Source organism: Lysobacter sp. 05T417 (assembly GCF_056396405.1).
On sequence record NZ_JBFTLK010000004.1, the window covers coordinates 245,732 to 272,599 of the forward strand.

Consider the following 26,868-nt stretch of genomic DNA (forward strand, 5'->3'; position numbering starts at 1 on the left):
GCCGGCTTCCCTCACCCCCACACCTCTTGTCGCACCTGCCCCTTAGAACTTCTGCCCGAACCGGATGCCCAGCGTGCGCGGCTGGTTGGTCACGGTGTAGATCTGGCCGTTCGGGTACTCCGGCACCACGCCCGAGGCACCGCAGACGGTTTCCGCACAGCTTGCGAAACGGTAGATGTCGGCGCGTTCGTCGAAGACGTTGTTGAGGTACACGCTCAACGTCCAGTTGTTGCGGCTGATGCCGGCCGACATGTCGGCGACGGTGTAGGCATCAAGCTCGCCGAGGATCTCCCGCTCGACGATGCGCAGGTCCGACTTGCGACCGCCCACATGCACCAGCGAGCCCTGCACGAAGGCATCCATCGTGCCCAGCGTGAAGTTGTAGCGGGCGATGACGTTGCCCTTGAACTCCGGCGTCACCGGCAACTGGGTGCCGTCCGGCGCTTCCGGGTCGGCGCAATCGGTGACCGGGTTGCCGTCGCCGTCGGTGAAACCGCAGTAGTTTTCGGTCAGCTTCGGATCGTAGAACGCCAGGCCGGCGCCGATCTGCAGGTTGTAGGTCGCGGCCCAGTTGATGTCCATTTCCAGGCCGTCGATGCTGGCCTGGTTGGCGTTCTTGATCTCGGTCAGACCGTTCGCGCCAAGGATGCTGAACTGGAAGTCCTCCCACTCCTGGTGGAACACCGAGCCGTTGAAGGTGAAGCGGTTGTCGGCCCAGCTGGTCTTCCACCCCATCTCGTAGTTGGTCAGGTAGTCCGACAGGTACGGCGGCAGCGTGCCGCGGCGGTTGATGCCGCCCGGACGGTAGCCTTCGGACCAGGTGGCGTAGATCATCTTGCTCGGCGTGATCTGCCAGGTCAGGTTGGCCTTGCCCAGGTTGCCGCTTTCCTTGACCGTCTTGTCGAAGATCTGGCACGGCGCGCCGTTGAACGAGGGCCAGTTGGCCGAGTCGGGACCGAACTGCTCGATACAGATCGACTCGCCGTACGACGAACCCGACGACCAGCCGTCACTGAAGCCGAAGAAGCCCTTGAGGCTGTTCTCCGAGCGGAAGTGGCGGCCACCGATCGTGCCGATCAGCACTTCGGGGATGAAGTCGTACGAGAACTCGCCGAATATCGCTTCGTCCTTGTCCTCGCGGTCCTGCTTGGTCAGCCAGATGGTGTTGGGCCAGCCGGTGATCGAGAACTGCGAGCCGAAGCCGTCGATCTTGTAGCGCTGCTCGATGTCGTGCTTCTGGTCCTGGTAGAACAGGCCGGCGGTGAAGCGGAAACGGTCCTCGGCCGGCGAGCTCAGGCGCAGCTCGTGGCTGTCCTTCTTGTAGCGGTCCTTGCCGACGATGTACTGCGACGGGTTGATGAAGTTGTCGTTGTCGTCGTAGGCGCTGTAGGAGGCCAGCGTGTCGTACCAGAAGCCGTAGTCGTTGTAGTCGGAGTCGACGTCGACGTCGCGCTTGAGGTGGCCGTAGGCGTAGGTCAGGTCGAAGTTGCCGATCTTGCCCTCGACCGTAAGTGCGGCCTGCCACCAGCGGTCGTCCGACTTCTCCTTGTAGAAGTGGCTGATCGCCAGGTCGCCGACTTCGCGGTCGGTGAAGAAGGCGCCGTTGGACTTCTCGGTCTGGCCCATCACCATCGGCGTGATCGACCAGTTGTCGTTCAGGTCGACCTTCAACGCCATGCGCGCACCGGTGGAGTCGACGTCGTTGTAGTCGTCCTTGGCGCGGCCGGTGCAGACCAGCAGGTCGGTGCTGGTGCAGTCGCGGTTGGTCAGCACGCCGCCCCAGCTGGCACGGGTGTCGTCGCTGGGGTCGTCGGGCGTGCCGCCGTCGTCGACGCGGACCGGGAACTGGCGATCCTGCGGCTTGTTGTCGATGTAACCGGCGTCGTGCTGGTTCCAGCCGACCAGGCGGATCGCGGCAGCCTCGCCGACCGGGATGTTGACGAAGCCTTCCTCGATATGACCGATGCCGCCGTCACTGACGCTGTTGAGCTCGAGGTCGTAACCGGCGGAGAACCCGCTGGCGTCGGGCTTGTTGGTGATGATGCGCAACGCGCCGGCCTGGGCGCTGGCGCCGTACAGCGTGCCCTGCGGGCCCGACAGCGCCTCGACGCGGGCGACGTCGTAGATGTGCAAGTCGAGCGGGCCCTGGATGGTGGTGATCGGCTGCTCGTCGAGATACACGCCCACGCTCGGCAGCGAGCCGGAGTGGTTGCCGTCGCCGCCGCTGGCGACGCCGCGCATGTAGATCTGGGCGAAGCCGGGACCAAAGGTCTGGTAGCTGACGCTCGGCAGGTACTTAACGTAGTCCTCGAAATCGGTGACGTTGAGTTCGTCGAGCTTCTGCTCGCCCAGCACCTCGATGCTGATCGGCACCTTCTGCAGGTTTTCCGAACGCTTCTGCGAGGTCACCGTGACCGTGTCGAGGACCAGTGCCTCGCGCTGGCCAGCCGGCGTGGGTTGGGTTGCGGGCGCTGGCGTCGTCGCGTCCTGGGCAAACGCCGGCGAGGCGAAGGCCAGGCAGATGGCTGCCGTCAGCGGGAAGCGCGCGTAGCGTGCGGGTCGAAGCGGCACGGGTGTAACGCGTGTACGTGATCTACTGCCGGACTTCTGCATCGTTCTTCTCTCCCCAGACGGACGAAATGGAGCGGTACCGGAACTGACAAACCAGGTCTGACGAACAAACCAGGTCTGACTTACTTCATGGGTCCCCAGGCGCCTCGGGGTACGCATCGAGCACCGGGCCGAGCGCTGCCTTGAGCGGCTCGAGCCAGGGTTCGTAGTGGCGCCACTGATCAAGGCCTTCGCGGAAGATCGGCTTGCGCACCTGTTCGGAGCTGGCCGTTCGCACCGGGCGGTCGTTCTCGAAGAAGCGCAGGCACTGCGGCTCGAACGGCAGGCCGCAGGCGTCGAGCAGGCGGCGCACCTCGTGTTCGGTGTCGTCGACCATGCGCTCGTAGATGACGCGGTGGACGCGGCCCGGCAGTACCTCGTCGAAATGCGCCATCAGCGCGACGTAGTCGCGGTAGAAGCGGCCGATGTCGTCGAGGCTGTAGCTGAAGCCCTGGCCGCGGGCGAAATGCTGCTTGAAGTTGGAGAAGCAGCACGCCAGCGGGTGGCGGCGCGCGTCGATGATGCGCGCGTTGGGCAGCATCAGCTGGATCAGGCCGACGTGCATGAAGTTGTTGGGCATCTTGTCGATGAACAACTTCGCGTCGGTGTGGCGGTGGATGCGGGTGCGATCGAGGTAGCGGCGGCCGAGGGCGCGCAGTTCGTCGTGATCGAGCGTGGCCAGCACGTCGTGGTACCGCCCCGGGCCGCCGGCATCGGGGCCGGCGCGCGAACGCAGCTCGCGGCTGATGGAGGTGACTTCCGACAGCTCCATCGTGCCTTCGACCAGGCTGTGGCTGGACAGGATCTGCTCCAGCAGCGTCGAACCCGAACGCGGCAGGCCGACGATGAAGATCGGATCGCGCGCTTCGTCGCCACTTCCCGCGCGGCGCTCGAAGAACTCGCGCGTGTAAAGCTGGCGGACGTGGTTGACCTTGGCCGTGGTGGCGCCGGCGTTGTAGTCGATCTGGGTGCGGCGCAGCGCATTGGCGCGCGCGTAATGGCCGAACGAGGACTCGTGGTCGGCGGCGTCCTCGAGCGCCTTGCCGAGCGCGAACTCCAGGTGCAGGCGGTTGTCGTCCGACAGCCGCGGCTGCGCCAGCTGTGCGCGCATCGTCTCGATGTCGTGCGCGGTGAAGCGCAGCGTCTTCAGATTGGCCAGGCTCCACCAGGCTTCGCCCAGCGACGGTTCCAGCGCGATGCAGCGACGGTAGGCTGCGATCGAATCGTCCTGGCGGCCGGCGGTCTTGAGCGCGTGGCCGTAGCTCATCCACGCCCGCGTCTGCCGCGGGTAGGCGCGCAGGATGCCTTCGTACAGGCCGATGGCCGTGGCGTAGTCGCCGATGCGGCACAGTACGGCGGCCTTGAGATTGCGGTAACCCGGGTTGTCCGGGGCGTGCGCGAGCAGCATGTCGATCTGCACCAGCGCCTGCCCGGACTTGTTGCCGCGGTGCAGGACCAGGGCGTAATGCTGACGTGCGGCATGGAAGTCCGGCGCCAGTTCCAGGCAGCGCGCCAGCAGGTTCTCGGCGTCGCTGCTGCGGTCCAGGCGCGCGGCCAGCTCGGCGAACATGCGGATCGCGGCGACGTCGTTGGGCGACTTCAGCAGGTGCGCGCGCAGCAGCGCCTCGGCTTCGGGGATGCGGTTCTCGGCCAGGGCCGCGCCTGCGCGCAGCAGGGACGGGTCGCGGCTGGAATAGCGGATGTGCTGACTGTAGGCGGCTTCGGCGGCGGTGTTATCGCCGGTGGCCGAGAGGTGCTCGCCCAGTGCCAGCCAGGCGCTGGGCAGGTCCGGCTTGAGCGCGACCGCGCGCTGCATCGCCTGCAGGGCCTCGTCGCCGCGGCTGCTGCGGCCAAGCGCGATGCCCAGTTCGAGCTGGGTCCGCGCCGAGCCCGGCTGCGCCTGCGCCAGTGGCTCGAGCACCGCCAGCGCGCCGGCGTTGTCGCCGCAGGCCGAGCGCGAGGCGCCCAGCACCAGCAGCGCGGTCGGATGGTTGGGCAGTGCCCGCAGGATCTCCGCGGCCTGCGCCTCGGCCAGCGCCGGCTGCTCATCCAGCAACCGCACGGCATGGGCCAGGGCGATTTCGAGGGAGGCAGAGGGCTCGGGTGCGACGCTCATGCGGGGTCTCACGCGTAACAGGACGGCGGGGGCAGGCAAAGCGGTGGCGCGACCCGACTATGCCGAATGTGGTGCCAACAATCACCAATTTTTAACACCAAGCGGTCTGGGCGGGGCTGCGGCGTATTCATCCGGCGCGCTCCATGGCCAGGGCCACGCCCTGGCCGACGCCGACGCACATCGACACCAGGGCGCGGCGCCGATCCGCCGCGTCCAGCTCGTGCATCGCCGTCAGGACCAGCCGCGCGCCGCTGGCGCCGAGCGGATGACCGAGCGCGATCGCGCCACCGTTGCGGTTCACCCGCGTGCTGTCGTCGGCCAGGCCGAGCGCGCGGGTCACCGCCAGCACCTGGGCGGCGAAGGCCTCGTTGATCTCGATCGTGCCAAAGTCGTCCAGGGCCAGTCCCAGTCGCGGCAACAGGCGGCCAATGGCCGGAACCGGGCCGACTCCCATCGTCCGCGGCGGCACGCCGGCACTGGCCATGCCGAGCACGCGCGCGCGCGGCACCAGGCCATGGCGCACGGCCGCGTCCTCGCTGGCGAGCAGCAGTGCGCAGGCGCCGTCGTTGAGGCCGGAGGCGTTGCCGGCGGTAATGCTGGTGCCGGCGCCGAGAGTTGGTACCAGCGCTGCCAGTTTGTCGGGCGAGGTGTCGCCGCGCGGCTGCTCGTCGTTCTCGAGCTTTCCGGCCGGCATCAGTTCGCGCGCGAAGCGGCCGCTGGCCATCGCCTGTGCCGTGCGCTGCTGCGAGCGCAGCGCAAATGCATCCTGGTCGGCGCGTTCGATGCCGTGTTCGTCGGCCAGGTTCTGCGCCGTGCGCATCATCGGGTCGACGCCGAACTGCGCCTGGAACCTTGGATTGACGAAGCGCCAGCCCAGGGTGGTGTCCTGCAGTGCCTGTTCGCGATCGAACGCGGCGTCGGCCTTGCCCATCACGTACGGCGCGCGCGACATGCTTTCCACGCCGCCGGCGATCACCAGTTCCGCTTCGCCTGCGGCGATCGCGCGCGCGGCCTGGCCGACCGCCTCCAGGCCCGACGCGCAGAGCCGGTTGACGGTGACGCCCGGCACCGACAGCGGCAGACCGGCCAGCAGCAGGGCCATGCGCGCGACGTTGCGGTTGTCCTCGCCGGACTGGTTGGCGCAGCCGAGGATGACCTCGTCGATGGCCGCCGGATCGAGGCCGGCATTGCGCTGCAGCAGCTGCGCGATCGGCAGGGCGGCCAGCTCGTCGGCCCGGACCATCGACAGGCCGCCGCGATAGCGGCCAAACGGCGTGCGCACGCCGTCGCAGAGATAGACGGGGCGCAGGCCGGTCATGTCAGACGCCGACACTCACGCAGACACCGCCTGCAGGCGGTTCGCCGGCACGCACCCTTCGATTGCCGCGGCGGTCTGCTCCAGTTGCGGCAGCACGTTCTCGATCGCGTGGCGGCCGGCGTCCGGGTGGTAGGGCATGGAGACGTTGATTGCCGTGGCGATCTTTCCCTGCGCGTTGCGCAGCGGCACCGCGATCGAACACAGGCCCAGTTCGAGCTCCTGCTCGACGTAGGCATAGCCCTGCATGCGCACGTCCGACACGATCCGGCGCAGCCGGCGCAGGTCGGTCTGCGTATGCGGGGTGAGCTTGCTCGGCTTGCACTGCGTCAGCCACGCGTCGAGCTCGGCGTCGTCCAGGCCCGACAGCAGCACCCGTCCCATCGCCGCGCAGAACGCAGGCAGGCGCGCGCCGACGCCCAGGCTCACGCTCATCACCCGCTGGCCAGGCACGCGCAGCACGTAGACGATCGACTGACCGTCGAGCACCGCCATCGAACTGCTCTGGCGAACCTTGCGCGCAAGGTCTTCCATCAGCGGCTGGGCGAGGTCGGTCAGATTGAGCGAGCCGAGGTAGCCAAAGCCCAGCTCGAGCACGCGCGGGCCGAGCATGAATTCACGACCGACGGCGCGCACGTAGCCCAGGTGCTGCAGGGTCAGGACCAGTCGCCGCGCCGCGGCGCGCGACAGGCCGGTGCGCCCGGCGATGTCGGCCAGGCCCAGGCGGTTGCGGTCGCGGCCGAAGGCGGACAGCACCGACAGCCCGCGCGCCAGCGACTGCACATAGTCGCCGCCGTCCTCGAACTGGTCCGAGCCCTCTGCTTTTCTCGGCATGCGTTGCGTCCTTCTCTCCGGGCCGGCTCGTGGGTGTTCGTCGTGGTGCTGGTCTTGCTTGTCGTGGGTCGCACCCGGTCCATGCGAACTTGTCGCGGACCGGATTGACGACGAGATTAGTGCTTCCGTAGAGTGGTGCGCAATACGCACATCCGTGCGCATAGCGCACAGATCGGTTGCCGGGGAGGGCGCGCAGTCCATGGTGAAGGCGAGGGTGCAGTCGATGGCCACAGCTGAGCGGGACTGCGTCCTGCACAGCTGGTCGGTGCAGGCCGACTGGGATGCGCCGACCGTGGTCGGCGGCCGCGGCGCGCGGCTGCACCTGGCCGATGGCCGCGAAATCCTCGACATGAGCAGCCTGGCCGAGTGCAGCAACCTCGGCCACCAGCATCCGCGCCTGATCGAAGCGATCCGCGCCCAGGCCGAGCGCCTGTGCTTCGTCACCAACGCATGGGGAGCGCAACCGCGTGCCGAACTGGCGCAGGCGCTGCTGGAGCGGTCCGGGTTCGAGGGCGGGCGGGTGTTCTTCACCCTGGGCGGTGCCGATGCCAACGAACATGCGGTGCGGATCGCACGCCAGGCTGCGCGCAAGCCCGGCGGCGCGATCATCGCCCGCGAGCGCTCGTACCACGGCGCCACGCAGCTGGCGATGGCGATGTCCGGCGACACCCGCGCCAAGGCGCTCGGCATCGACCCACGCGCACTGGGCGTGCATCACGTGCCGCCGCCGTATGGCTACCGTTGCCCGTTCGGTGGCCGCGACGAGGCGCAATGCGGAGAACGCGCGGCCGCAGCAGTGGCCGACCGCATCGACGACCTTGGCGCCGGAAACGTCGCCGCGGTGATCATGGAGCCCGATGCCGGCACCAACGGCATCGTCGCCCCCGACAACTACTGGCCGGCGCTGCGCATGCACACGGCCGACCGTGGTGTCTGGCTCATCGCCGACGAGGTGATGAGCGCATTCGGCCGCTGCGGTGAGTGGTTCGCCTGGCAGCGCCATGGCGAGGCCGGCCGTCCCGACCTGATGACGCTGGCCAAGGGCCTGACCGGCGCGGCGCTGCCGCTGGGCGCGGTCGTGCTCAGCCGCGAGGTCGCGGCAACGCTGGAACATGAAGTCCTGTATTCCGGGCTTACCTATTGCGGCCATCCGCTGGCCTGCGCCGCCGGCGTGGCGGCCCTGCAGGCCTATGAAGACGAAGGTTTGATCGAGCGATCGCGCGCGCTGGGTGCGCGCCTGCTCGCGCAGTTGCAGCAGCTGCAGACCAGGCACCGGGTGATCGGCGACGTCCGCGGAGGTCACGGGCTGTATGCAATCGTCGAACTGGTTTCCGATCGCCAAAGTCGCGCCGCGCTGGCGCCCTGGCCGCAGACGCCACCGGCCCTGAAGGCGCTGGTCGACGAGGCGATGGCGGCGGGCGTGTCGTTCGCCACGCGCGGCAATCTCATCGTGCTGGCGCCGCCGCTGGTGGTCAGCGAGGACGAGCTGGCCGACGCGATCTCGCTGCTCGACCGCCTGCTGGCGCGGTTCTTCCCGTAAATGCCCGTCCCACGATTCCAACCGGCGATCGTCGCGATCGCAGCGAGGCCGCAATGAGCTTCCGCCTGACCTACGCCACCATGTTCAACCCGCCCGAGGCGATGCATGAGCGCTTCGAGGCCGCGATGGCCCGGGTCAGTGCGGACCTTGGTCGCCGCCACGAACTGTTCATCGATGGCGAGGACCGAGCGGCGGCAAGCCATGCGCAGCGGCGCAGTCCGATCGACAGCACGCTGTCGCTGGGCGAGTTCGCGCTTGCCGACGGCACCGACGTCGAACGCGCGATGCGCGCGGCGCATGCCGCATTCCCGGCCTGGCGCGCATTGCCGGTCGCCGAACGCGCGCGCCTGCTGCGCAAGGTCGGCGACCTGATGGAGGAGCGCGTCTACGACATCGCCGCGGCGCTGACCCTGGAGGTCGGCAAGAACCGCATGGAGGCGCTGGGTGAAGCGCAGGAGACGGTCGACTTCTTCCACTACTACGCCGACGACTACGAGCAGAACGCCGGCTTCGACCGGCGGCTGCCGAACGACCCGCTCGAAGGCGTGGTCTCGCGCAACCGCAGCGTGATGCGGCCGCATGGCGTGTGGGTGGTGATCGCGCCGTTCAACTTCCCGTTCGCGCTGGCCGGTGGCCCGGTCGCGGCGGCGCTGGTGACCGGCAACACGGTGGTGGTGAAGGCAGCGAGCGACACGCCGTGGTCCGGGCGCCTGCTCGCCGACTGCATCCGCGACGCCGGCTTGCCGCCCGGCGTCTTCAACTACGTATCGGGCTCCGGCCGCGAAGTCGGCGAGGCACTGGCGCAGCATCCGCTGACCGCGGGCATCACCTTCACCGGTTCGGTCGGCGTGGGCATGCAACTGCTGCGGCAGATGGCCGGCGGCGCCTGGCCGCGGCCGTGCATCGCTGAAATGGGCGGCAAGAATCCGTGCATCGTCACCGAGCACGCCGACCTCGAGCGCGCCGCCACCGGCATCGTCCGTTCGGCCTTCGGCATGGGCGGTCAGAAGTGTTCGGCGCTGTCGCGGCTGTACGTTCACGACCGCGTCGCCGATGAACTCATCGCGTTGCTGCGCGGCAAGATCGAGGCGATCCGGATTGGCGATGCCCGCAAGCGCGAGAACTGGCTCGGCCCGGTCATCAACGAAAGCGCCTACGACAACTACGCCCGCTACATGGAGCAGTTGCAGTCCAGTGGTGCAACCCTGGTCGCCGGCGGCCGCCAGCTCCGTGACGGCGAACTGGGGCGCGGCTACTACGTCGAACCGGTCCTGGCCGAAGCCGACCTCGCCCATCCGTTGTGGAAGCAGGAGATGTTCCTTCCCATCGTGATGCTTCACCGCTACCGCGACCGTGAGCACGCGATGCGACTGGCCAACGACACCGACATGGGCCTGACCGCCGGCTTCTACGGCGGTGCCGACGAAGTGCCGTGGTTCCAGGATCGCATCGAGGCCGGCGTCACCTACGCCAACCGCCCGCAGGGCGCGACCACCGGCGCCTGGCCGGGCTACCAGCCGTTCGGTGGCTGGAAGGGTTCGGGCTCGACCGGCAAGGCGATCGCATCGTTCTATTACCTGCAGCAGTACCTGCGCGAACAGTCGCGCACGGTCGTGGAGTGAACCGCTGATGCGCCTGATGTCGCTGCGCGAAGCGCTTGCCGCCCACGTCGCCGATGGTGACTGCATCGCACTGGAAGGCTTCACCCATCTCATTCCGTTTGCCGCAGGCCATGAACTCATCCGCCTGGGGCGGCGCAACCTGCACCTGGTGCGGATGACGCCCGATCTGATCTACGACCAGATGATCGGCATGGGCTGCGCGCGCCGCCTGACGTTCTCCTGGGGTGGCAATCCCGGCATCGGCTCGCTGCACCGGTTGCGCGATGCGGTCGAGCACGGCTGGCCGCAGCCGCTGGAACTCGACGAGCACAGCCATGCCGGCATGGCCGCGGCTTACTGCGCCGGCGCGGCGCGGCTGCCGTTCGGCGTGCTGCGCGGCTACCTCGACAACGACCTGGACAAAGCCAACCCGCGCATCGGCCGCATCGAATGCCCGTTCACCGGCGAGCGCCTGGCGGCCGTGCCGGCGATCAATCCCGACGTGACCATCCTGCACGCGCAATGCGCCGACCGCGAAGGCAACGTCGCCATCCAGGGCATCGTCGGCGCGCAGCGCGAAGCGGCGCTCGCGGCCGGTGCGGTGGTGGTGACGGTCGAGGAGATCGTCGATCAGCTGGCGCCCGCGATGAACGGCATCGTCCTGCCGCACTGGACCGTCGACGCGGTGGTGCATTGCCCGGGCGGCGCGTATCCGTCGTATGCCCACGGCCACTACACCCGCGACAACGCCTTCTACCAGCGTTGGGATGCCATAGCGCGCGACCGCGACACCTTCAATGACTGGATGCGCGAACACGTGCTGGAAACCAATGACCACGCCGGCTTCCTGGCCAGCCTGCAGGCGAAGGCGGCATGAGCGAAGCCACCCGCGATGAGTGGATGACCGTGGCGGCCGCACGCATGCTGTGGAACCGCTGCGTCTGCTTCGTCGGCATCGGACTGCCCAGCGCGGCCTGCAACCTGGCGCGGTTCACGCATGCGCCCGACATCGTGCTGATCTACGAGTCGGGCACCATCGGCACGCGTCCGGACGTGCTGCCATTGTCGATCGGCGATGGCGAACTGGCCGAGACCGCCTCGTTCGTGGTGCCGCTGCCGGAGGTGTTCAGCCACTACCTGCAGGCCGGCCGTGTCGACGTCGGCTTCCTCGGCGCGGCCCAGGTCGACCGCTACGGCAACCTCAACAGCACGGTGATCGGGCCGTATGACGCACCGACCACGCGTCTGCCCGGCGCCGGTGGCGCGCCGGAAATCGCCGCGCATGCGCGCCAGACCTTCGTGATGCTGAAGGCTTCGCCGCGCAGCCTGGTCGAGCAGCTCGATTTCCGAACCTCCGCCGGCTATCTCGACGGCCATGGCGCGCGTGCAAGGACCAGCGCAACCGGCGATGGCCCGCGCGCGGTGATCACCGACTTCGGCATCCTCACCCCGCACCCGCGCAGCGACGAACTGCGGCTGAGCGCGCTGTACGCCGGCGCCACCGTCGAGGAGGCGAGGGCGGCGGTGGCCTGGCCGCTGCTGCTGGCCGAGACCGTCGAGACCATCGCCGCGCCGAGCGAGTCGGAACTGGCGATCCTGCGCGCGCTGCATGCGCGCACCCGCGAGGCGCATGCGCGGCCGGTCGTGCTGCCGCAGGTGACCGCATGACCCGTCAACCCTTCCACGAGCCCGCCATGCGCAACGACCACAGCGGCACTGATCACATCCGAACGGAACTGCCCGGCCCGAAGGCGCGCGCGATGATCGCACGCGACGCGGAGGTGATTTCGCCGTCGTACCCGCGCGACTATCCGTTCGTGATGTCGCACGGCCGCGGCAGCGAGGTCTGGGACGTCGACGGCAACCGCTTCCTCGACTTTGCCGCCGGCATCGCCGTGTGCAGCACCGGCCACGCCCATCCGCAGGTCGTGCAGGCGGTCAAGGACGCCGCCGACCAGTTCCTGCACATCTCCAGCGACTACTGGCATGAGCAGATGACCGGGCTGGGCGAGCGCCTGGCGAAGATCGCGCCGATGAAAGGCGGCGAGGCGATGAGCTTCCTGTGCCAGTCCGGCACCGAGTCGGTCGAGGCGGCGATCAAGCTGGCGCGCTATGTCACCGGGCGCCCGCGCTTCATCGGTTTCCTCGGCGGCTTCCACGGTCGCTCGATGGGCTCGCTGGCGTTCACCTCCAGCAAGTACACCCAGCAGAAGGGCTTCTTCGCGACGATGCCGGGCGTCACCCACGTGCCGTATCCCAATCCGTACCGGCCTTTGTTCGCCGGTACCGACCAGGGCGTGGCCGTGCTCGATTACATCCGCATGCTGTTCGAACGCAGCGTGCCGGCGGCGGAAGTGGCCGGCATCCTGGTCGAGCCGATCCAGGGCGAGGGCGGCTATGTCGTCCCGCCCGATGGCTTCCTGGCCGGGCTGCGCGAGCTCTGCGACGAGCACGGCATCCTGCTGATCTTCGACGAGGTGCAGTCGGGCATCGGCCGCAGCGGACGCATGTTCGCAAGCGAGCACTGGGGCGTGAAGCCGGACATCATGACCCTGGCCAAGGGCCTGGGCTCGGGCCTGCCGGTGGGGGCGATGGTCGCTTCGAAGTCGCTGATGTCGCAGTGGAAGCGCGGCGCGCACGGCAACACCTACGGCGGCAATCCGCTGGCCTGCGCGGCAGCCAATGCGACCATCGACCTGGTCGCCGGCGGTTTCGCCGACAACGCTGCGCAGGCGGGCGCCTACTTCTCTTCCAAACTGCGCGAGCTGATGCGCGACTACGCCTGCATCGGCGAAGTCCGCGGCCGCGGCCTGATGATCGGCATGGAGCTGGTCGAGTCCGATCCGGCACGCACGCCGGCGCGAGCGCTGTGCGACGCGGTCATCACCCGCGCCTTCGACAACGGCCTGTTGCTGCTGTCGTGCGGCACCAGCACCGTGCGCTTCATGCCGCCGCTGAATGTCGAGCGCGCGCAGATCGACGAGGCGGTGGCGCTGTTGCGCACCAGCCTCGACGAGGCGCTGAACGGAACTCAGGGCTGAGCCGCATGCGATTCCGTCACCGGTCAATCGCCGCCGCTTTGCTGTTGGCGGCGGTCGGCGTCGGCGTGGCCGCCGCAAGCGGGCGCGAGCCGGTGCTCAAGCAGGTCGACCTGCCGCACAGTTACTACTGGCGCGAACTTTATCTGCCGCAGCTGACCACCGGCCCGTCGTCGCTGGCGTTCCTGCCTGACGGCCAGTCGCTGGTGTACAGCATGGCCGGCTCGCTCTGGCGCCAGCGCATCGGCGACGGCGAGGCGGTCGAGCTGACCCACGCGCAGGGCGGCTACGACTTCCAGCCCGATGTCGCCCGCGACGGACGCAGCGTCGTGTTCACCCGCTACGACGGCAAGGGCATGGAGCTGTGGCGCCTGGACCTGGCGAGCGGCCGCGCGCAGGCGCTGACCAGCGGCGGTGCCGTCAATGTCGAGCCGCGCCTGTCGCCCGACGGCAGGCGCATTGCCTGGGTGTCCACGCAGGGCACGGGACACTTCAACCTGTTCGTCGCCGACATCGACATCGACGGCCTGCACCACCCGAAGCCGCTGCTGGGCGAGCGCAAGAGCACGCTCGACCGTTACTACTATTCGGCGTTCGACCATGCGATCAATCCGTCGTGGTCGCCGGACGGCAAGCGCATCGTCTTCGTCGGCAATGCCGAGATCGCCTGGGGCAGCGGCGACCTGTGGTCGGTCGACAGCACGCACCCGAAGGCGCCAACGCGGATCCTGCGCGAGGAGACCAGCTGGAGCGCGCGGCCGGAACTCGCGCCCGATGGCAAGCGCCTGCTCTACGCCGGCTACCACGGCCGCCAGACGCACCAGCTTTGGCTGACCACGCTCGACGGCGCGCCGCCGTTGCCGCTGACCTTCGGCGATGACGAGCGCCGCAACGCGCGCTGGTCGCCCGACGGCCGCCGCGTCGCCTACATCGGCCAGGATGCGGTGGGCAACACCGCGCTGTCGGTGATCGACGTGATCGGCGGCGCCAGCCAGGCCGTGGTCGCAAAGCAGCGACGCACGCTGGCACCGACGGCGCGGCTGCAGATCCGGATCCGCGATGGCCAGGGCCGCGAGGTACCGGCGCGCGTCAGCGTGCAGGGCAGCGATGCCCGTGCGCAGGGACCGGCGGATGCCTGGATGCACGCCGACGACGGCTTCGATCGTGCCGTGCAGGCGACCGAGAGCCACTACTTCCACTGCGCCTCGCCCTGCAGCCTCGACGTGCCTGCCGGCGCGACATCGGTGACGGTGCAGCACGGCTTCGCCCACCTGCCGTGGTCGCGGACGCTCGACCTGGCCGCAGGCAGCACCACGACCGTGCGAGCCGACCTGCAGCCGCAGCCGCTTCCGGCCGCGTTTGGCCACTGGCGCAGCGCCGACCTGCACGTGCACATGAACTACGGCGGCCACTACCGCAACACGCCCGGGCACCTGGCCTTGCAGGCGCGCGCCGAGGACCTCGACGTGGTCGAGAACCTGGTCGTCAACAAGGAAGAGCGCATCCCCGACATCGCCCGTTTCGGCACGTCGGATGCGACCGGTCCAGTGCGCATCGCCAACGCGCAGGAATTCCACACCAGTTTCTGGGGCCACCTGGGCCTGCTCGACCTGCGCGATCACTACATCACGCCCGACTTCGCCGCCTACCGCCATACCGCGATGGCCAGCCCGTATCCGCACAATGGCGTGATCGCCGACCTGGCGCACGCGCAGCAGGGCGTGGTCGGCTACGTGCATCCGTTCGACACCGTGCCCGATCCTGCGAACGATGCGGTGCTCAGCCACCAGCTGCCGGCCGATGTCGCCAACGGCAAGGTCGACTACCTGGAAGTCGTCGGCTTCAGCGACCACAAGGCCACCGCCGCAGTCTGGTACCGGTTGTTGAACCTCGGTTACCGCCTGCCGGCCGGCGCCGGCACCGATGCGATGGCCAACTACGCTTCGCTGCGCGGCCCGGTCGGACTGAACCGGGTGTTCCTGGAACAGCGCGGCAGCGACGGCGGCGATGCCGCGCTGCTGCAATCGTTGAAGCAGGGTCACAGCTTCGTCAGCAATGGCCCGCTGCTCGGCCTGCTGTTGTCGGGTCGCAAGCCTGGCGATACCCTGGCGATGACCGCGCCCGGGCGCGCGGGCTACCGCGTCGCCTTGCGCTCGCCGATGGCGGTCGACCATCTCGAACTCGTCCAGAACGGTCGCGTCGTCAAGCAGTTCGACCTCGGCGGCGACCGCCGCAGTTTCGATGGCGAAGGCGAGCTCGATCTGGCGCAGGGCGGCTGGATCCTGCTGCGCGCCTGGAACGACGGCGCCGACCCGCAGTTGCTGGACCTGTACCCGTACGCGACCACCAACCCGGTCTGGCTGGAACTGCCGGGCGGAGCGCCGCCGGCGCGCGAGGATGCGGCCTACTTCACGGCCTGGCTCGGCCGCGTGATCGAGGCCGCAGACGCGCGCGACGACTTCAACGACGCCGAAGAAAAACGTGCGACGCTCGACTACCTGCGCGCGGCGCAGGCCATCTACCAGGGCAAGGCCGGGGGACACTGATCGATGCAGACGCCACGCCGATGGATAGCGCTGTGCCTGGCCGTGACCGCACTGGCGGCGCAGGCCGCGCCACCGGCGCAGCTGGCCCGCTTCAGCATCGCCGACTACAACCGCCTGGCCGACGTCGCCGAGCCCGATCTGTCGGCGGACGGCGCGGCCGTGGTCTACAGCGTGCTGACCGTCAACAATGCGCAGGACATGACCCAGAGCGACCTGTGGCGTGTCGGCTACGACGGCAGCGGGCGCAAGCAGTTGACGAACACCGCGGAGAACAGCGAATCGCGGCCGCTGTGGTCGCCCGACGGCAAATCGATCGCCTACCTGTCCGATGCGCCCGCGCCGCGCAAGCCAACCACTGGCAAGGATGGCGCCGGCAGCAAGGACGAAGACGAGGAAGAGATCAGCCAGGTCTGGCTGATGCCTGCCAGCGGCGGCGTTGGCCGACGCGTGACGACATTCGCCAGCGGTGTCGACGACTACGTGTGGTCGCCCGATGGCAGGCACCTGGCCGTCATCGTGCGTGATCCGGAGCGCCCTGCCGGCACGCCGGCGCCGAAGAACCCGCCGCCGATCGTCACCACGCGCTACCAGTTCAAGGAAGACGGCACCGGCTATCTGGACGGACATCGCACCCATCTGTACGTGGTCGACATCGCCACCGGTCGCGCCGAGCAGATCACGACCGGCGACCACGACGAACTGCTGCCGTCCTGGTCGCCCGACGGCAAGCTGATCGCCTACGTCACCAAGCGCGGCGTCGACCCGGACCGCCACCTCAACTACGACATCTACGTGGTCGAGCCACGCGCCGGCGCCAGGGAGCGCCAGCTCACCACCTTCACCGGCTCCGACCTCGACCCGTACTGGGAAACACGCCCGTCGTGGAGTCCGGACAGCCGCCGCATCGCCTACCTGCAAAGCGGCGAGGACAAGTGGATCTACTACGCACCGTGGCAGCTGGCGGTGATCGATGTCGCCACTGGCGCGTCCCGCATGGCCGCTCCGATCGACCGTTGCATGAGCAAGCCGCGCTGGGCGGCGGATGGCCGCCACGTCTATGCGCTGGTCGAGCGCAGCCGCGTCACCCGCGTCGAGAAGATCGACGTCGACAGCGGCGAGATGAGCGAACTCAGCCACGGCAACCGCTTCGACTACGACCTTGCGGTGTCGGCCAACGACCGCGTCGTCGTGCTCGGTGGCGACGACACCCATCCCTACGGCATCTCGGCGGTGGAACCGCAGGGCCTGCGCGAGTTGACCGATCACAACGCCTTCCTGCGCGAACGCACCCTCGCGCAGGCAGAACCCATCGCCTTCAAGGTCGACGGTGTCGAGATCGAAGGCATCCTGGTCAAGCCGGTGGGCTACCAGCAAGGCCAGCGCTACCCGACGATCCTGCGGATCCATGGCGGGCCGGTGTACCAGTTCAGCCATGAGTTCATGCCCGACTGGCAGGTGTATGCGGCCAACGGCTACGCCGTGGTCGCGATCAATCCGCGCGGCAGTTCCGGCCGCGGCTTCGACTTCGCCCGCACCATCTATGCCGACTGGGGCAACGTCGACGTCCGCGATGTCGTCGCCGGTGTCGAGCATGTCGTGGCCATGGGCGTGGCCGATCCCGAACGCCTGGGCGTGGGCGGCTGGAGCTACGGTGGCATCCTGACCAATGCGGTGATCGCCCGCGACACCCGCTTCAAGGCCGCCATCAGCGGCGCCGGCGCGTCCAACATGTACGCGATGTACGGCCACGACCAGTACGTGCGCGAGTACGCGCTGGAGCTGGGCACGCCTTGGCAGAACCGCGAACAGTACGACCGCGCCAGTTATCCGTTCCTGCACGCCGACCGCATCACCACGCCGACGATGTTCCAGTGCGGCGAAGCCGACTTCAACGTGCCATGCCTGGGCGCCGAGCAGATGTACCAGGCGCTGCGCTCCCGCAACGTGCCCACGCAGCTGGTGGTCTATCCGGGCGAGAACCACCAGCTCAGCGTGCCGAGCTACCTGACCGATCGCCTGACCCGCAACCTGGCGTGGTACGACCGTTACCTGAAGGACGCCCCATGATGCGCAAGCAGATCTTGCTGTTGTCGCTGGCGTTGTGCGCGGCCTGCGCCGCGGCGCAGGCGGCAGAACCCCGTGCCCGCGATCTCGGCATCCCGTTCGAGGGCACGCCGGGCGCGCTCAACGCGATCACCGATGTCGCCGGTGTCACGGTCGGCCAGGTCACGCTGATCGAGGACCTGGCCGACGGCCACAAGGTGCGTACCGGCGTCACTGCGATCCTGCCGCGCGGCAAGGCCAGCCTCGACACGCCGGTGTTCGGCGGCTGGTTCGCGCTCAACGGCAATGGCGAGATGACCGGCACGGCCTGGATCGACGAATCCGGGATGCTCGAGGGCCCGGTGATGCTGACCAACACCCACAGCGTCGGCGTGGTTCGCGATGCGGTGATTGCCGAACGCGTCAAGGCCGGCGGCGCCGATGCCAGCGGCTACTGGTGGTCGCTGCCGGTGGTGGCCGAAACCTGGGATGGCCACCTCAACGACATCAACGGTTTCCACGTCAGGCCAGAACACGTCGCCCAGGCGCTGGCCGGCGCCCGCAATGGCCCGGTCGCCGAAGGCAATGTCGGCGGCGGCACCGGCATGATCTGCCACGAGTTCAAGTGCGGCATCGGCACGGCCTCGCGCCGCGTCAGTGGCGACGGACTGGACTACACCGTCGGCGTGCTGGTGCAGGCCAACTACGGCGTGCGCGATCCGCTGCGCATCGCCGGCGTGCCGGTCGGGCAGTTCCTGCGCGACGATCGCGTCTACACCGACGCGGCAATCACCGGCGACACCGGCTCGATCGTGATCGTGATCGCCACCGACGCACCGCTCCTGCCGCACCAGCTCAGGCGAATAGCCAAACGCGCTGGCATGGGCCTGGCGCGGATGGGCAGCTATGCCGGCAACGGATCCGGTGACCTCTTCCTCGCCTTCTCCACCGCCAATGCCACTGGCGCCGGCGAAGGTGCGCTGCACGAAGCCAGGTATCTGGGCAACGACAACGTCGACGGCCTGTTCGAGGCGACGGTGCAGGCCACCGAAGAAGCCATCGTCAACGCCATGATCGCCGCACGCGATATGCGCGGCGAAGGCGGACGCTATGCCAACGCGATTCCGCACGGGCCGCTGCTGAAGCTGCTCAAGCGCTACGGCCGCCTGGGCCCGACGCAGGCGCCGAAGTGAACCCGATCTTCCATCCGACTGCCACTGGCCCGAATCGATGACAAAGCTTCCCCTGAAAGCGCTTGCCGCCGTCCTGACTGCCGCCCTGTCCGGGGCGGGCATGGCTGCGCCGCCTGCCCAGAGCGTCGCTGCCCAGGCCATCGTGGTCCGTGCCGGTCACCTGGTCGACGTCGACAACGGTCGCGTGCTCAACGATCAGGCGATCCGCATCGAAGGCCAACGCATCACCCGCGTCGAACCGTTCTCGGCTGCCGCCGTCGGCGACGCCCGTGTCCTCGACTGGTCGGCCTACACGGTGCTACCGGGCCTGATCGACCTGCACACGCACCTGGTCGGCGACATCCAGTCCGACAACGTCGCCGCGCCGCTGATGAGCACCTCCGCGCGCGACGCCCTGATTGGCGTGCGCAACGCCCGCGACACCCTCCGCGCCGGCTTCACCACCGTGCGCGATGTCGGCACCTACCGCGCCTTCACCGACGTCGCCCTGCGCAACGCCATCAACGAGGGCATCGTCGAAGGCCCGCGCATGTTCGTGGCCGGCACCTACGTCACCGTCAGCGGCGGCGGTGGCGAAGTCACCGGACTGGCGCCGGACGTCCAGGTCCCCGCCGACATGCGCCGCGGCGTCGCCAATTCCGAGGCCGAGATCCGCCAGCGCGTGCGCGAACTGATCGCAGGCGGCGCCGACTTCATCAAGATCATCGCCACCGGTGCGGTGCTGGCCAGCGGCACCGAGCCGGGCGCACCGGAGTACAGCGAGGCCGAGATCCATGCCGCGGTCGAGGAGGCGGCGTTGCACGGAACCTTCGTGGTCGCCCACGCACACGGCGCCGAGGGCATCAAGCGCGCCGTCCGCGCCGGCGTGCGTTCGATCGAACACGGCTCCTACCTCGACGACGAGGGCATCGCGCTGATGAAGAAGCACGGTACCTGGCTGGTCGCCGACGTCTACAACGGCGACTACATCGAGGAGATCGGCCGCCGCGACGGCTGGCCCGAAGAGATCCTGCGCAAGAACACCGAAACCACCCAGACCCAGCGCGACGGTTTCCGCAAGGCGGTGAAGGCGGGCGTGCGCATCGGCTTCGGCACCGACAGCGGCGTCTACCCGCACGGCCAGAATGCGCGCCAGTTCGCCTACATGGTGCGAAACGGGCAGACGCCGATGCAGGCGATCAGTTCGGCCACCATCAGCGCCGCCACGTCGCTCGGGCGCGAGAAAGAGTTGGGCTCAGTCGCCGTGGGCAAGTCCGCCGACCTGATCGCGGTCGCCGGTGATCCGTTGACCGACGTTGAAGTGCTGCGCCAGGTCGAGGCCGTGGTCGCCCAGGGCCGGCTGATCTGTGCCGCACCGGAGCAAAGCTGCACCGGATCCCATTGAAGTCCATGATGGCGAATACATAGTGGGTTGAAAGCTGGCGACACAATTCGCAGGACGCGCACCGCAGTACCAACTGAACAGGGGTGGCAAGGCATGCAGGACCCGCGCGTCAACGAGGCTGGCAACACGCAACACTGCGACACACGGCCGGAGCGCAAGCTCGGCTTCTGGATGTGTACGGCACTGGTGGTCGGCAACACCATCGGCATCGGCATCTTCCTGTTGCCCGCGTCGCTGGCGCCGTATGGCTACAGCGCGATGCTGGGCTGGGTCATCACCGTGTTTGGCTGCCTGGCCATGGCACGCGTGTTCGCGCGGCTCGCGCGCGACATGCCTTCGGCCGACGGCCCCTACGGCTATATCCGCGGCACGCTCGGCGAGATCCCCGCGTTCGTGGCGATGTGGTCGTACTGGATCGCGACGTGGATCACCAATGCCGCCATCGCCATAGGCGTGGTCGGCTACCTCGACACGCTGTTCCCCGCGCTGCGCGAGGTGCCCGCCGCGCTGCAGGCGGTGACACTGCTGTGGCTGTTCGTGCTGGTCAACCTGCTGGGTGTGCGCGCCGGCGGGCGCGTGCAGATCGTGACCACGGTACTGAAGCTGTTGCCGATGTTGTCGGTGGCCGGGCTCGGCATCTGGCTGCTGCTGACGCACCCATCGAGCTACACCGAAAACCTGCCGACCGAACCGGTCAGCCTGGCGCCACTGATGGCGGCGTCGACTATTGCCCTGTTCGCGATGCTCGGTTTCGAATCGGCGGCGGTGCCGGCCGACCGCGTGCGCGACCCGGGCTGGACCATCCCGCGCGCGACCATGGTCGGCACGATGATCACGGCTGTGATCTACCTCGTCGTCTCGTCCGTGCCGCTGCTGCTGATCCCGGCGGCGGAGCTGGCGCAATCGAAGGCGCCGTTCTCGGATCTGCTCGATCGGCTGGTCGGCGGCGGCTACGGCCGCGCCCTGTCGCTGTTCGTGGTCATCAGCGGCCTGGGTGCGTTGAACGGCTGGGTGCTGCTGGTCGGCGAGCTGACCCGCACCATCGCCTGCAACGGCGGCCTGCCGGCGTCGTTCTCGCGAAGCAACCGCTTCGGCGCGCCGGCGCTGGCGCTGGTCGCGACCGGTGCCCTCGCCAGCGCGATGATCCTGATGAACTACAGCAAGTCGCTGGTGCAGGGCTTCACCTTCATCACCACGGTCGTCACCGCCGCCAACCTGCCGCTGTACCTGTGCTGCGCGCTGGCGCTGCTGGTGCTGTGGCGCCGCGGCCAGCGGCCGGCCAACAGCGACATGCTGGTGCTCGCGGTGCCAGGCCTGGCGTATGTGACGTTCGCCTTCATCGGCCTTGGCAGCGAACCGTTCGGCTGGGCTATCGTACTGGCGGCCGCCGGATTGCCGGTGTACGCATTGCTGCGTCTGCGCAATGGCCGGGTCAGCCCGCTGCTGCCGCCGGCCGCGAAACCCTAGCCGTCCGCAGCACCGTCCGCACCACCGCCTTCCGGACCACCCGCAACACATAGCGCCACGCACGCAGGACTCCCATGCTGGAACTCAAACGCACGCCCTTCCATGAGCGCACCTCGCGCCTGTGCCTGCCGCAGAACTGGCGGCGCTGGGCCGGGCACATCGTCGCCGGCTCCTACGACCTGCACCTGGACCGCGAGTACTGGGCGATCCGCGACGGCGTCGCCGCGATCGACGTCTCGCCGCTGATGAAATACATCATCACCGGCCCCGACGCCGCCCGCCTGCTGCACAAGCTGACCCCGCGCGACGTGCAGAAGATGGCGGTGGGGCAGGTGGGCTACACCGGCTGGTGCGACGAGGAGGGCAAGCTGCTCGACGACGGCACGATCTCGCGCCTGGCCGAAGACACCTTCCGCCTGACTTCGGCCGAGCCGTCGCTGCGCTGGCTGTCGATGAACGCCGTCGGCATGGACGTGACCATCACCGAGGTCACCGAACTGGTTGCGGCACTGAGCCTGCAGGGTCCGAAATCACGCGCGGTGCTCAACCGCTGCTGCGCCAAGACGCTCGACAAGCTCAAGTACTTCAAGGTGATGGCGAACACGCTGGCCGGCAAGCCGGTCACCATTTCGCGCACCGGCTACACCGGCGACCTCGGCTACGAGATCTGGATCGACAAGGCCGACGCGCTGCACGTCTGGGACGCGCTGATGGAAGCCGGCGCCGATTACGGCATCGTCCCGTGCGGAATTCTCGCGATGGACATGGCGCGCGTGGAAGCCGGCTTGTTCATGATCGACGTCGACTACACCGCCGCCAACCACGCCTGGATCGAAGGGCAGAAGTCGACGCCGCTGGAGATGGGCCTGGACTGGGCGGTGCAACTGGACAAGCCCGGCTACTTCGTCGGCCGCCGCGCGCTCGAGCGCGAGAAGCGCGAAGGCTCTGCGTGGAAGCTGGTCGGTTTCGAGGTCGACTGGGAAAAGATGGAGCCGCTGTTCGCCCGCGTCGGCCTGCCGCCGCAGATTCCCGCGATGGCGGTGCGCGACAGCCTGCCGATGATGCAGGGCGACAAGCAAGTGGGCTACGCCTCCACGAGCACCTGGTCGCCGGTGCTGAAGAAGTACATCGCGCTGGTGCACCTGCAGCGCCCGTACTACGAGCCGGGAACCGCATTGACCATGGAAGTCACCGTCGAGCACAAGCGCCTGCAGGCGCCGGGCAAGGTGGTGAAGCTGCCGTTCTACGAGCCGGAGTGGAAGAAGAAGTGATGACCAACCAGTACGACGCCGTCGTCATCGGCGCCGGCCACAACGGCCTGATCGCCGCCGCCTACCTGGCGCGCGCGGGCAAGAAGGTGGCCGTTCTCGAACGCCGCGAAGTCGTCGGCGGCGCCGCGGTGACTGCCGAACCGTTCCCCGGCTATCGCTTCAGCCAGTTCTCCTACGTCGTCAGCCTGCTGCGGCCGGAGATCATCCGCGACCTCGAGTTGCCCAGGCACGGCCTGAAGATCCTGCCGCTGCCCAGCACGGTCACGCCGATGGACAACGGCGACTACCTGGCTGCGTGGGACGATCACGACCTCACCCGCCAGGAGCTCTACCGCCATTCACCGCGCGATGCCGAAGCCTCCGACGAGTACGGCCGGGTGATGGCGCGCGCCGCCAAGGCGATCAAGCCGATCATCGGCCTGGTGCCACCCGATCCGTCGTCGCTGAGCCTGCGCGACCTCAAGGGCCTGCTCAAGCTTGGCCAGTACGGCAAGAGCCTGTCGGAAAAAGAGCTCTATCAGATCGCCAAGCTGCTCACCCAGTCGGCGGCCGACCTGCTCAACGACTGGTTCGAGTTCGATCCGCTCAAGGGCACCAAGTCCGCCAGCGGCATCATCGGCACGTTCCTCGGCCCGCATTCGCCGGGCACCGCCTACGTGCTGCTGCACCACTACATGGGCGAGATCGACGGCGCCTTCCGCGCCTGGGGCTTCTGCAAGAACGGCAACGGTGGCGTCACCCAGGCAATCGCCAGCTCGGCGCGCGCGCTGGGCGTGGAGATCCGCACCAACGCCGCGGTCGAGCAGGTCGTCGTACGCGGTGGTCGCGCCTCGGGCGTCGCCCTGGCCAACGGCGACGAACTGCGCGCCAAGGTCGTCATTTCCGCAGCCGACCCGAAGCGCAGCTTCCTGCAGTTCGTCGAAGGCAAGCATCTGCCCGACGAATTCGTGCAGCAGATCAGGAACTTCCGCGTCCGCGGCTCCTCGGGCAAGGTCAACATCGCCTTCAGCGGACTGCCCAGTTTCACCTGCCTCCCCGGCGAAGGCCCGCTGCATCGCGGCGCGGTCTCGATCAGCCCGAGCATGGAGTACATCGAGCGCGCCTACGACGAGGCCAAGTACGGCCAGTTCGCCAAGCAGCCGTACATCGACATGATCTTCCCGTCGATGATCGACCGCGACATGGCGCCTCCTGGCCACCACGTCGCCTCGTGCTTCGTGCAGTACGCGCCCTACGACATCGAGGGCGGCTGGGACGATGCCAAGCGCGACGCGTTCGGCGAGACCGTGATCTCAACGCTGGAGCGCTACGCCCCGGACATCCGCAGCAAGATCGTCGGCAAGCAGGTGATCACGCCCAAGGACATCGAACAGATCGCCGGCATCACCGGCGGCAACATCTTCCACGGCGAGCTTCTGCTGCACCAGCTGTTCTTCCTTCGCCCGGCGCCGCAGTGGGCCGACTTCCGCACGCCGCTGCCGGGCTACTACTTCGGTGCGTCCGGCGCGCACCCGGGCGGTGGCGTCATGGGCGCGGCCGGCAAGATGGCGGCGCAGGAAGTACTGAAGGACTGGAAGTGAGCGCGATGGCGATCAACATGACGAAACAGCGATACGACATCCTCATCGTCGGCGCCGGCCACAACGGCCTGGTCGCGGCGACCTACCTGGCCAAGGCCGGCAAGAAAGTGCTGGTGCTCGAACAGCGCGGGACCGCCGGCGGGCAGCTGGCCGCCGACACGATCGGCGACAGCGCATTCGACCCATTGCACGCCGGCGCGCAGCTGCGGCCCGACATCGTCAGCGACCTCGGCCTGGGCAAGCAGGGCGTGAGTCATGAGGCGGCCGCGCCGTACGTGTCGCTGCTCGCCGATGGCAGGCGCCTGCACCTGTCGACCGCGCCCGGCGACACCGCGACGCTCGAATCGATCCGCCAGTTCTCCGCCGCCGATGCCGCGCGCTGGCCCGAGTTCGTCGCCTTCATGGACCGCGCCGCGGCCTTCCTCGATGCCGCCTACCGCACGCCGATGCCGCGCCTGCCGCACGTCGGCATGGCCGAGGGCTGGCCGCTGGCGAAGCTGGCCTGGACGCTGCGCCGCCTTGGCGGCCGCGACATGTTCCGGGTGATCCGGGCGATGTCGATGTCGACGGTGGAGTTCACCGAAGAGTGGTTCGAGTCGGAGCAGCTCAAGTCCGCCATTGCCGCCGTCGGCATCCACGGCCACACGCTCGGTTCGATGTCGGCCGGCACCGGCTACACGCTGATGCACAACTGGCTCAACCGCGGCGGCCTTGCCCATCGCCAGGTGGCCGGCGGCAGCGGCAAGGTTGCCCAAGCGCTGGTGGCTGCGTTGAAGGCGGCCGGTGGCGAACTGCGCACGGGTACCGGCGTCGACCGCATCCTGGTCGACTCGCTGCGCGTGTCCGGCGTGCGACTGGCCAATGGCGAAGAGATCGCCGCGACCACGGTGCTGTCGGCCGCCGACCCGCGCCGCACGCTGCTGGGCCTGGTCGGCGCGCCGGAACTGCCGCCGGACTTCGTCTGGCAGGTGCAGTCGATCAAGATGCGCGGCGCCGTCGCCAAGGTGCACCTCCTGACCAACGGCAACCACAGCCTGCCATCAGGCACGCTGGCCGTGGCGCCGACCCTGAAGTTCCTCGAGCGCGCCTACGACGCGGCCAAGTACGGCGAGCTCTCGGCGCATCCGTACCTGGAAGTCACCACGGACGGCAAGGTCGTCTCGATCCACGTGCAATCCGCGCCGTACAAGCTGCGCGGCATCGGCTGGGACGAAGCCCGCGAGATCGTCGCGCGCACCGCGATCGCCAGCGTGGCCGAGCACTTCCCGGCGCTGGAGGCTTCGATCCGCGAAGTGCGCACGATCACGCCGGCCGACCTGGAGCAGCAATACGGCCTGAGCGAGGGCGACCTCAACCATGGCCAGCTCATCCTCGACCAGATGTTCTTCATGCGCCCGCTGCCGGGCTGGTCGAACCATGCCACGCCGGTCGATGGCCTCTACCTGTGCGGCAGCGGCAGCCATGGCGGCGGCGGCATCAGCGGCGCGGCCGGACGCAATGCCGCGCAGGCGGTGTTGAAGGTCAAGCCAGGCGCGTAAAGTCGCAGGTGGCCGCGACGCTGCGGCCGCCTCGTTGGCACAGTCATGAAGGCGCCGGTTTCCGTCGGTGCGGCAGTCCAGGGGAAGCTGGCGCGAAGCGGCTTCCTCGACGGCGTGGTGCGGCACCGCTCGGGGCTGATCTGCCTTGTCGCCGTGCTGGTGTTCCTGGCAACCTGCCTCGTGCTGCAGTGGCTGCGCACCGACCTGGACTGGCGCCACGATCCGCTCAGCGCCTACCTCAAGGGTCCCTACGGCGGATGGCTGCGGATGGCCTATTACACGCTGAGCGCGGCCCTGGTCCTGCTCGGCGCAGGCCTGTACCGGAACCTGCAGCCGCAGGCGCGCAGCGCGGTGCCGGTGCTCCTGCTGACCGTGGCCGGCGTGGCGCTGGCGGTGACCGCGATCTCCGAAACCGACCTCCCGGGCCTGGACCATGGCCAGGAAAACCAGTTGCACCGGATCGCCGCGCTGACCACGTTCCTGTGCGTGACGCTGGCGATGATGGTGCAGTCCTGGCGCTTCCACTACGACCAGGCCTGGCGCATCCACGTGGCATGGGCGCTGCCGTGGGCCGTGGCGACCTTCATCGCATTGTGGATCTATGCGTTGTGGCACGGCCTGCCGGAGGGCCTGCGGCAGAAGACCGTGATCTCGATGATCCTGCTGTGGCTCGGGTTTGCCGCATCGTGGCTGCGCCAAGAACAACGGGTGCGGTTGCAGCCGGTGCAGGAACGGCCGCCATTTCCGCAATAGAAGCGGCTCGCCATCCCCGCGAAGGCGGGTCCCGGCGAC

General features: G+C 68.5%; 18 protein-coding genes. 14 read left to right on the forward strand and 4 right to left on the reverse strand.

Going from position 1 to position 26,868, the window contains the following annotated elements:
- Nucleotides 1-42: 42 nt before the first annotated feature.
- From AC1DER_RS08975 to AC1DER_RS08990, 4 genes are all read right to left on the reverse strand, one after another.
- Nucleotides 43-2,613, reverse strand: a complete 2,571-nt coding sequence (locus tag AC1DER_RS08975; protein ID WP_477244487.1) for a TonB-dependent receptor — start codon at nucleotides 2,611-2,613, stop codon at nucleotides 43-45.
- An 85-nt stretch (nucleotides 2,614-2,698) separates the two neighbouring features.
- Complete coding sequence (locus AC1DER_RS08980) at nucleotides 2,699-4,726, reverse strand: tetratricopeptide repeat-containing sulfotransferase family protein (RefSeq protein ID WP_477244489.1); 2,028 nt, start codon at nucleotides 4,724-4,726, stop codon at nucleotides 2,699-2,701.
- A gap of 127 nt (nucleotides 4,727-4,853) precedes the next feature.
- Nucleotides 4,854-6,035 carry a 3-oxoadipyl-CoA thiolase gene (gene pcaF, locus AC1DER_RS08985; protein ID WP_477244554.1) on the reverse strand — a complete coding sequence of 394 codons (1,182 nt, stop codon included), beginning with the start codon at nucleotides 6,033-6,035 and terminating at the stop codon, nucleotides 4,854-4,856.
- A 24-nt stretch (nucleotides 6,036-6,059) separates the two neighbouring features.
- Nucleotides 6,060-6,875 (reverse strand): IclR family transcriptional regulator domain-containing protein, encoded by an 816-nt coding sequence (locus tag AC1DER_RS08990; RefSeq protein WP_477244491.1) that lies wholly within the window; start codon nucleotides 6,873-6,875, stop codon nucleotides 6,060-6,062.
- A gap of 223 nt (nucleotides 6,876-7,098) precedes the next feature.
- Here AC1DER_RS08990 and AC1DER_RS08995 point away from each other — a divergent pair, with 223 nt between their 5' ends.
- The 14 genes from AC1DER_RS08995 to AC1DER_RS09060 all read left to right on the forward strand — a co-directional run bounded on the left by AC1DER_RS08995 (nucleotide 7,099) and on the right by AC1DER_RS09060 (nucleotide 26,829).
- Complete coding sequence (locus AC1DER_RS08995; RefSeq protein ID WP_477244493.1) at nucleotides 7,099-8,415, forward strand: aminotransferase class III-fold pyridoxal phosphate-dependent enzyme; 1,317 nt, start codon at nucleotides 7,099-7,101, stop codon at nucleotides 8,413-8,415.
- Between the two features lie 53 nt (nucleotides 8,416-8,468).
- Nucleotides 8,469-10,037, forward strand: coding sequence for an aldehyde dehydrogenase family protein (locus tag AC1DER_RS09000; protein ID WP_477244495.1), 1,569 nt, complete (start codon nucleotides 8,469-8,471; stop codon nucleotides 10,035-10,037).
- Nucleotides 10,038-10,041: 4 nt separating this feature from the next.
- Entirely contained in the window at nucleotides 10,042-10,893 is an 852-nt protein-coding gene (locus tag AC1DER_RS09005; RefSeq protein WP_477244556.1) for a CoA transferase subunit A, read from the forward strand.
- Nucleotides 10,890-11,684: a CoA-transferase subunit beta gene (locus AC1DER_RS09010; RefSeq protein WP_441816558.1), complete on the forward strand. Its 795-nt coding sequence runs from the start codon at nucleotides 10,890-10,892 to the stop codon at nucleotides 11,682-11,684. Before AC1DER_RS09005 ends, AC1DER_RS09010 begins: the two co-directional genes overlap by 4 nt.
- Complete coding sequence (locus AC1DER_RS09015; RefSeq protein ID WP_477244498.1) at nucleotides 11,681-13,057, forward strand: acetyl ornithine aminotransferase family protein; 1,377 nt, start codon at nucleotides 11,681-11,683, stop codon at nucleotides 13,055-13,057. Before AC1DER_RS09010 ends, AC1DER_RS09015 begins: the two co-directional genes overlap by 4 nt.
- A gap of 5 nt (nucleotides 13,058-13,062) precedes the next feature.
- Nucleotides 13,063-15,600 (forward strand): CehA/McbA family metallohydrolase, encoded by a 2,538-nt coding sequence (locus AC1DER_RS09020; RefSeq protein ID WP_477244500.1) that lies wholly within the window; start codon nucleotides 13,063-13,065, stop codon nucleotides 15,598-15,600.
- A gap of 3 nt (nucleotides 15,601-15,603) precedes the next feature.
- Entirely contained in the window at nucleotides 15,604-17,667 is a 2,064-nt protein-coding gene (locus AC1DER_RS09025; protein ID WP_477244502.1) for a S9 family peptidase, read from the forward strand.
- Nucleotides 17,667-18,836: a DmpA family aminopeptidase gene (locus tag AC1DER_RS09030; RefSeq protein ID WP_477244504.1), complete on the forward strand. Its 1,170-nt coding sequence runs from the start codon at nucleotides 17,667-17,669 to the stop codon at nucleotides 18,834-18,836. Before AC1DER_RS09025 ends, AC1DER_RS09030 begins: the two co-directional genes overlap by 1 nt.
- Nucleotides 18,837-18,936: 100 nt before the next feature.
- Nucleotides 18,937-20,220, forward strand: a complete 1,284-nt coding sequence (locus AC1DER_RS09035; RefSeq protein ID WP_477357884.1) for a Xaa-Pro dipeptidase — start codon at nucleotides 18,937-18,939, stop codon at nucleotides 20,218-20,220.
- Between the two features lie 93 nt (nucleotides 20,221-20,313).
- The gene (locus tag AC1DER_RS09040) at nucleotides 20,314-21,687 is read left to right on the forward strand and encodes an APC family permease (RefSeq protein WP_477244508.1); all 1,374 of its coding nucleotides are present in this window, start codon (nucleotides 20,314-20,316) and stop codon (nucleotides 21,685-21,687) included.
- Nucleotides 21,688-21,761: 74 nt separating this feature from the next.
- Entirely contained in the window at nucleotides 21,762-22,958 is a 1,197-nt protein-coding gene (locus AC1DER_RS09045) for an aminomethyl transferase family protein (protein ID WP_441816565.1), read from the forward strand.
- Nucleotides 22,958-24,538 carry a phytoene desaturase family protein gene (locus AC1DER_RS09050; RefSeq protein ID WP_477244510.1) on the forward strand — a complete coding sequence of 527 codons (1,581 nt, stop codon included), beginning with the start codon at nucleotides 22,958-22,960 and terminating at the stop codon, nucleotides 24,536-24,538. The genes AC1DER_RS09045 and AC1DER_RS09050 overlap by 1 nt, the downstream gene beginning before the upstream one ends.
- A gap of 17 nt (nucleotides 24,539-24,555) precedes the next feature.
- Nucleotides 24,556-26,076, forward strand: coding sequence for a phytoene desaturase family protein (locus AC1DER_RS09055; protein WP_477244512.1), 1,521 nt, complete (start codon nucleotides 24,556-24,558; stop codon nucleotides 26,074-26,076).
- 45 nt (nucleotides 26,077-26,121) lie between these two features.
- The gene (locus tag AC1DER_RS09060; protein WP_477244514.1) at nucleotides 26,122-26,829 is read left to right on the forward strand and encodes a DUF998 domain-containing protein; all 708 of its coding nucleotides are present in this window, start codon (nucleotides 26,122-26,124) and stop codon (nucleotides 26,827-26,829) included.
- The last annotated feature ends 39 nt before the right edge of the window (nucleotides 26,830-26,868 follow it).

Coding starts and splice junctions, on each gene's coding strand:
- AC1DER_RS08975 (WP_477244487.1), bottom strand. CDS start 2,613: ATGCAGAAGTCCGGCAGTAGATCACGTACACGCGTTACACCCGTGCCG.
- AC1DER_RS08980 (WP_477244489.1), bottom strand. CDS start 4,726: ATGAGCGTCGCACCCGAGCCCTCTGCCTCCCTCGAAATCGCCCTGGCC.
- AC1DER_RS08990 (WP_477244491.1), bottom strand. CDS start 6,875: ATGCCGAGAAAAGCAGAGGGCTCGGACCAGTTCGAGGACGGCGGCGAC.
- AC1DER_RS08995 (WP_477244493.1), top strand. CDS start 7,099: ATGGCCACAGCTGAGCGGGACTGCGTCCTGCACAGCTGGTCGGTGCAG.
- AC1DER_RS09000 (WP_477244495.1), top strand. CDS start 8,469: ATGAGCTTCCGCCTGACCTACGCCACCATGTTCAACCCGCCCGAGGCG.
- AC1DER_RS09010 (WP_441816558.1), top strand. CDS start 10,890: ATGAGCGAAGCCACCCGCGATGAGTGGATGACCGTGGCGGCCGCACGC.
- AC1DER_RS09015 (WP_477244498.1), top strand. CDS start 11,681: ATGACCCGTCAACCCTTCCACGAGCCCGCCATGCGCAACGACCACAGC.
- AC1DER_RS09020 (WP_477244500.1), top strand. CDS start 13,063: ATGCGATTCCGTCACCGGTCAATCGCCGCCGCTTTGCTGTTGGCGGCG.
- AC1DER_RS09025 (WP_477244502.1), top strand. CDS start 15,604: ATGCAGACGCCACGCCGATGGATAGCGCTGTGCCTGGCCGTGACCGCA.
- AC1DER_RS09030 (WP_477244504.1), top strand. CDS start 17,667: ATGCGCAAGCAGATCTTGCTGTTGTCGCTGGCGTTGTGCGCGGCCTGC.
- AC1DER_RS09035 (WP_477357884.1), top strand. CDS start 18,937: ATGGCTGCGCCGCCTGCCCAGAGCGTCGCTGCCCAGGCCATCGTGGTC.
- AC1DER_RS09040 (WP_477244508.1), top strand. CDS start 20,314: ATGCAGGACCCGCGCGTCAACGAGGCTGGCAACACGCAACACTGCGAC.
- AC1DER_RS09045 (WP_441816565.1), top strand. CDS start 21,762: ATGCTGGAACTCAAACGCACGCCCTTCCATGAGCGCACCTCGCGCCTG.
- AC1DER_RS09050 (WP_477244510.1), top strand. CDS start 22,958: ATGACCAACCAGTACGACGCCGTCGTCATCGGCGCCGGCCACAACGGC.
- AC1DER_RS09055 (WP_477244512.1), top strand. CDS start 24,556: ATGACGAAACAGCGATACGACATCCTCATCGTCGGCGCCGGCCACAAC.
- AC1DER_RS09060 (WP_477244514.1), top strand. CDS start 26,122: ATGAAGGCGCCGGTTTCCGTCGGTGCGGCAGTCCAGGGGAAGCTGGCG.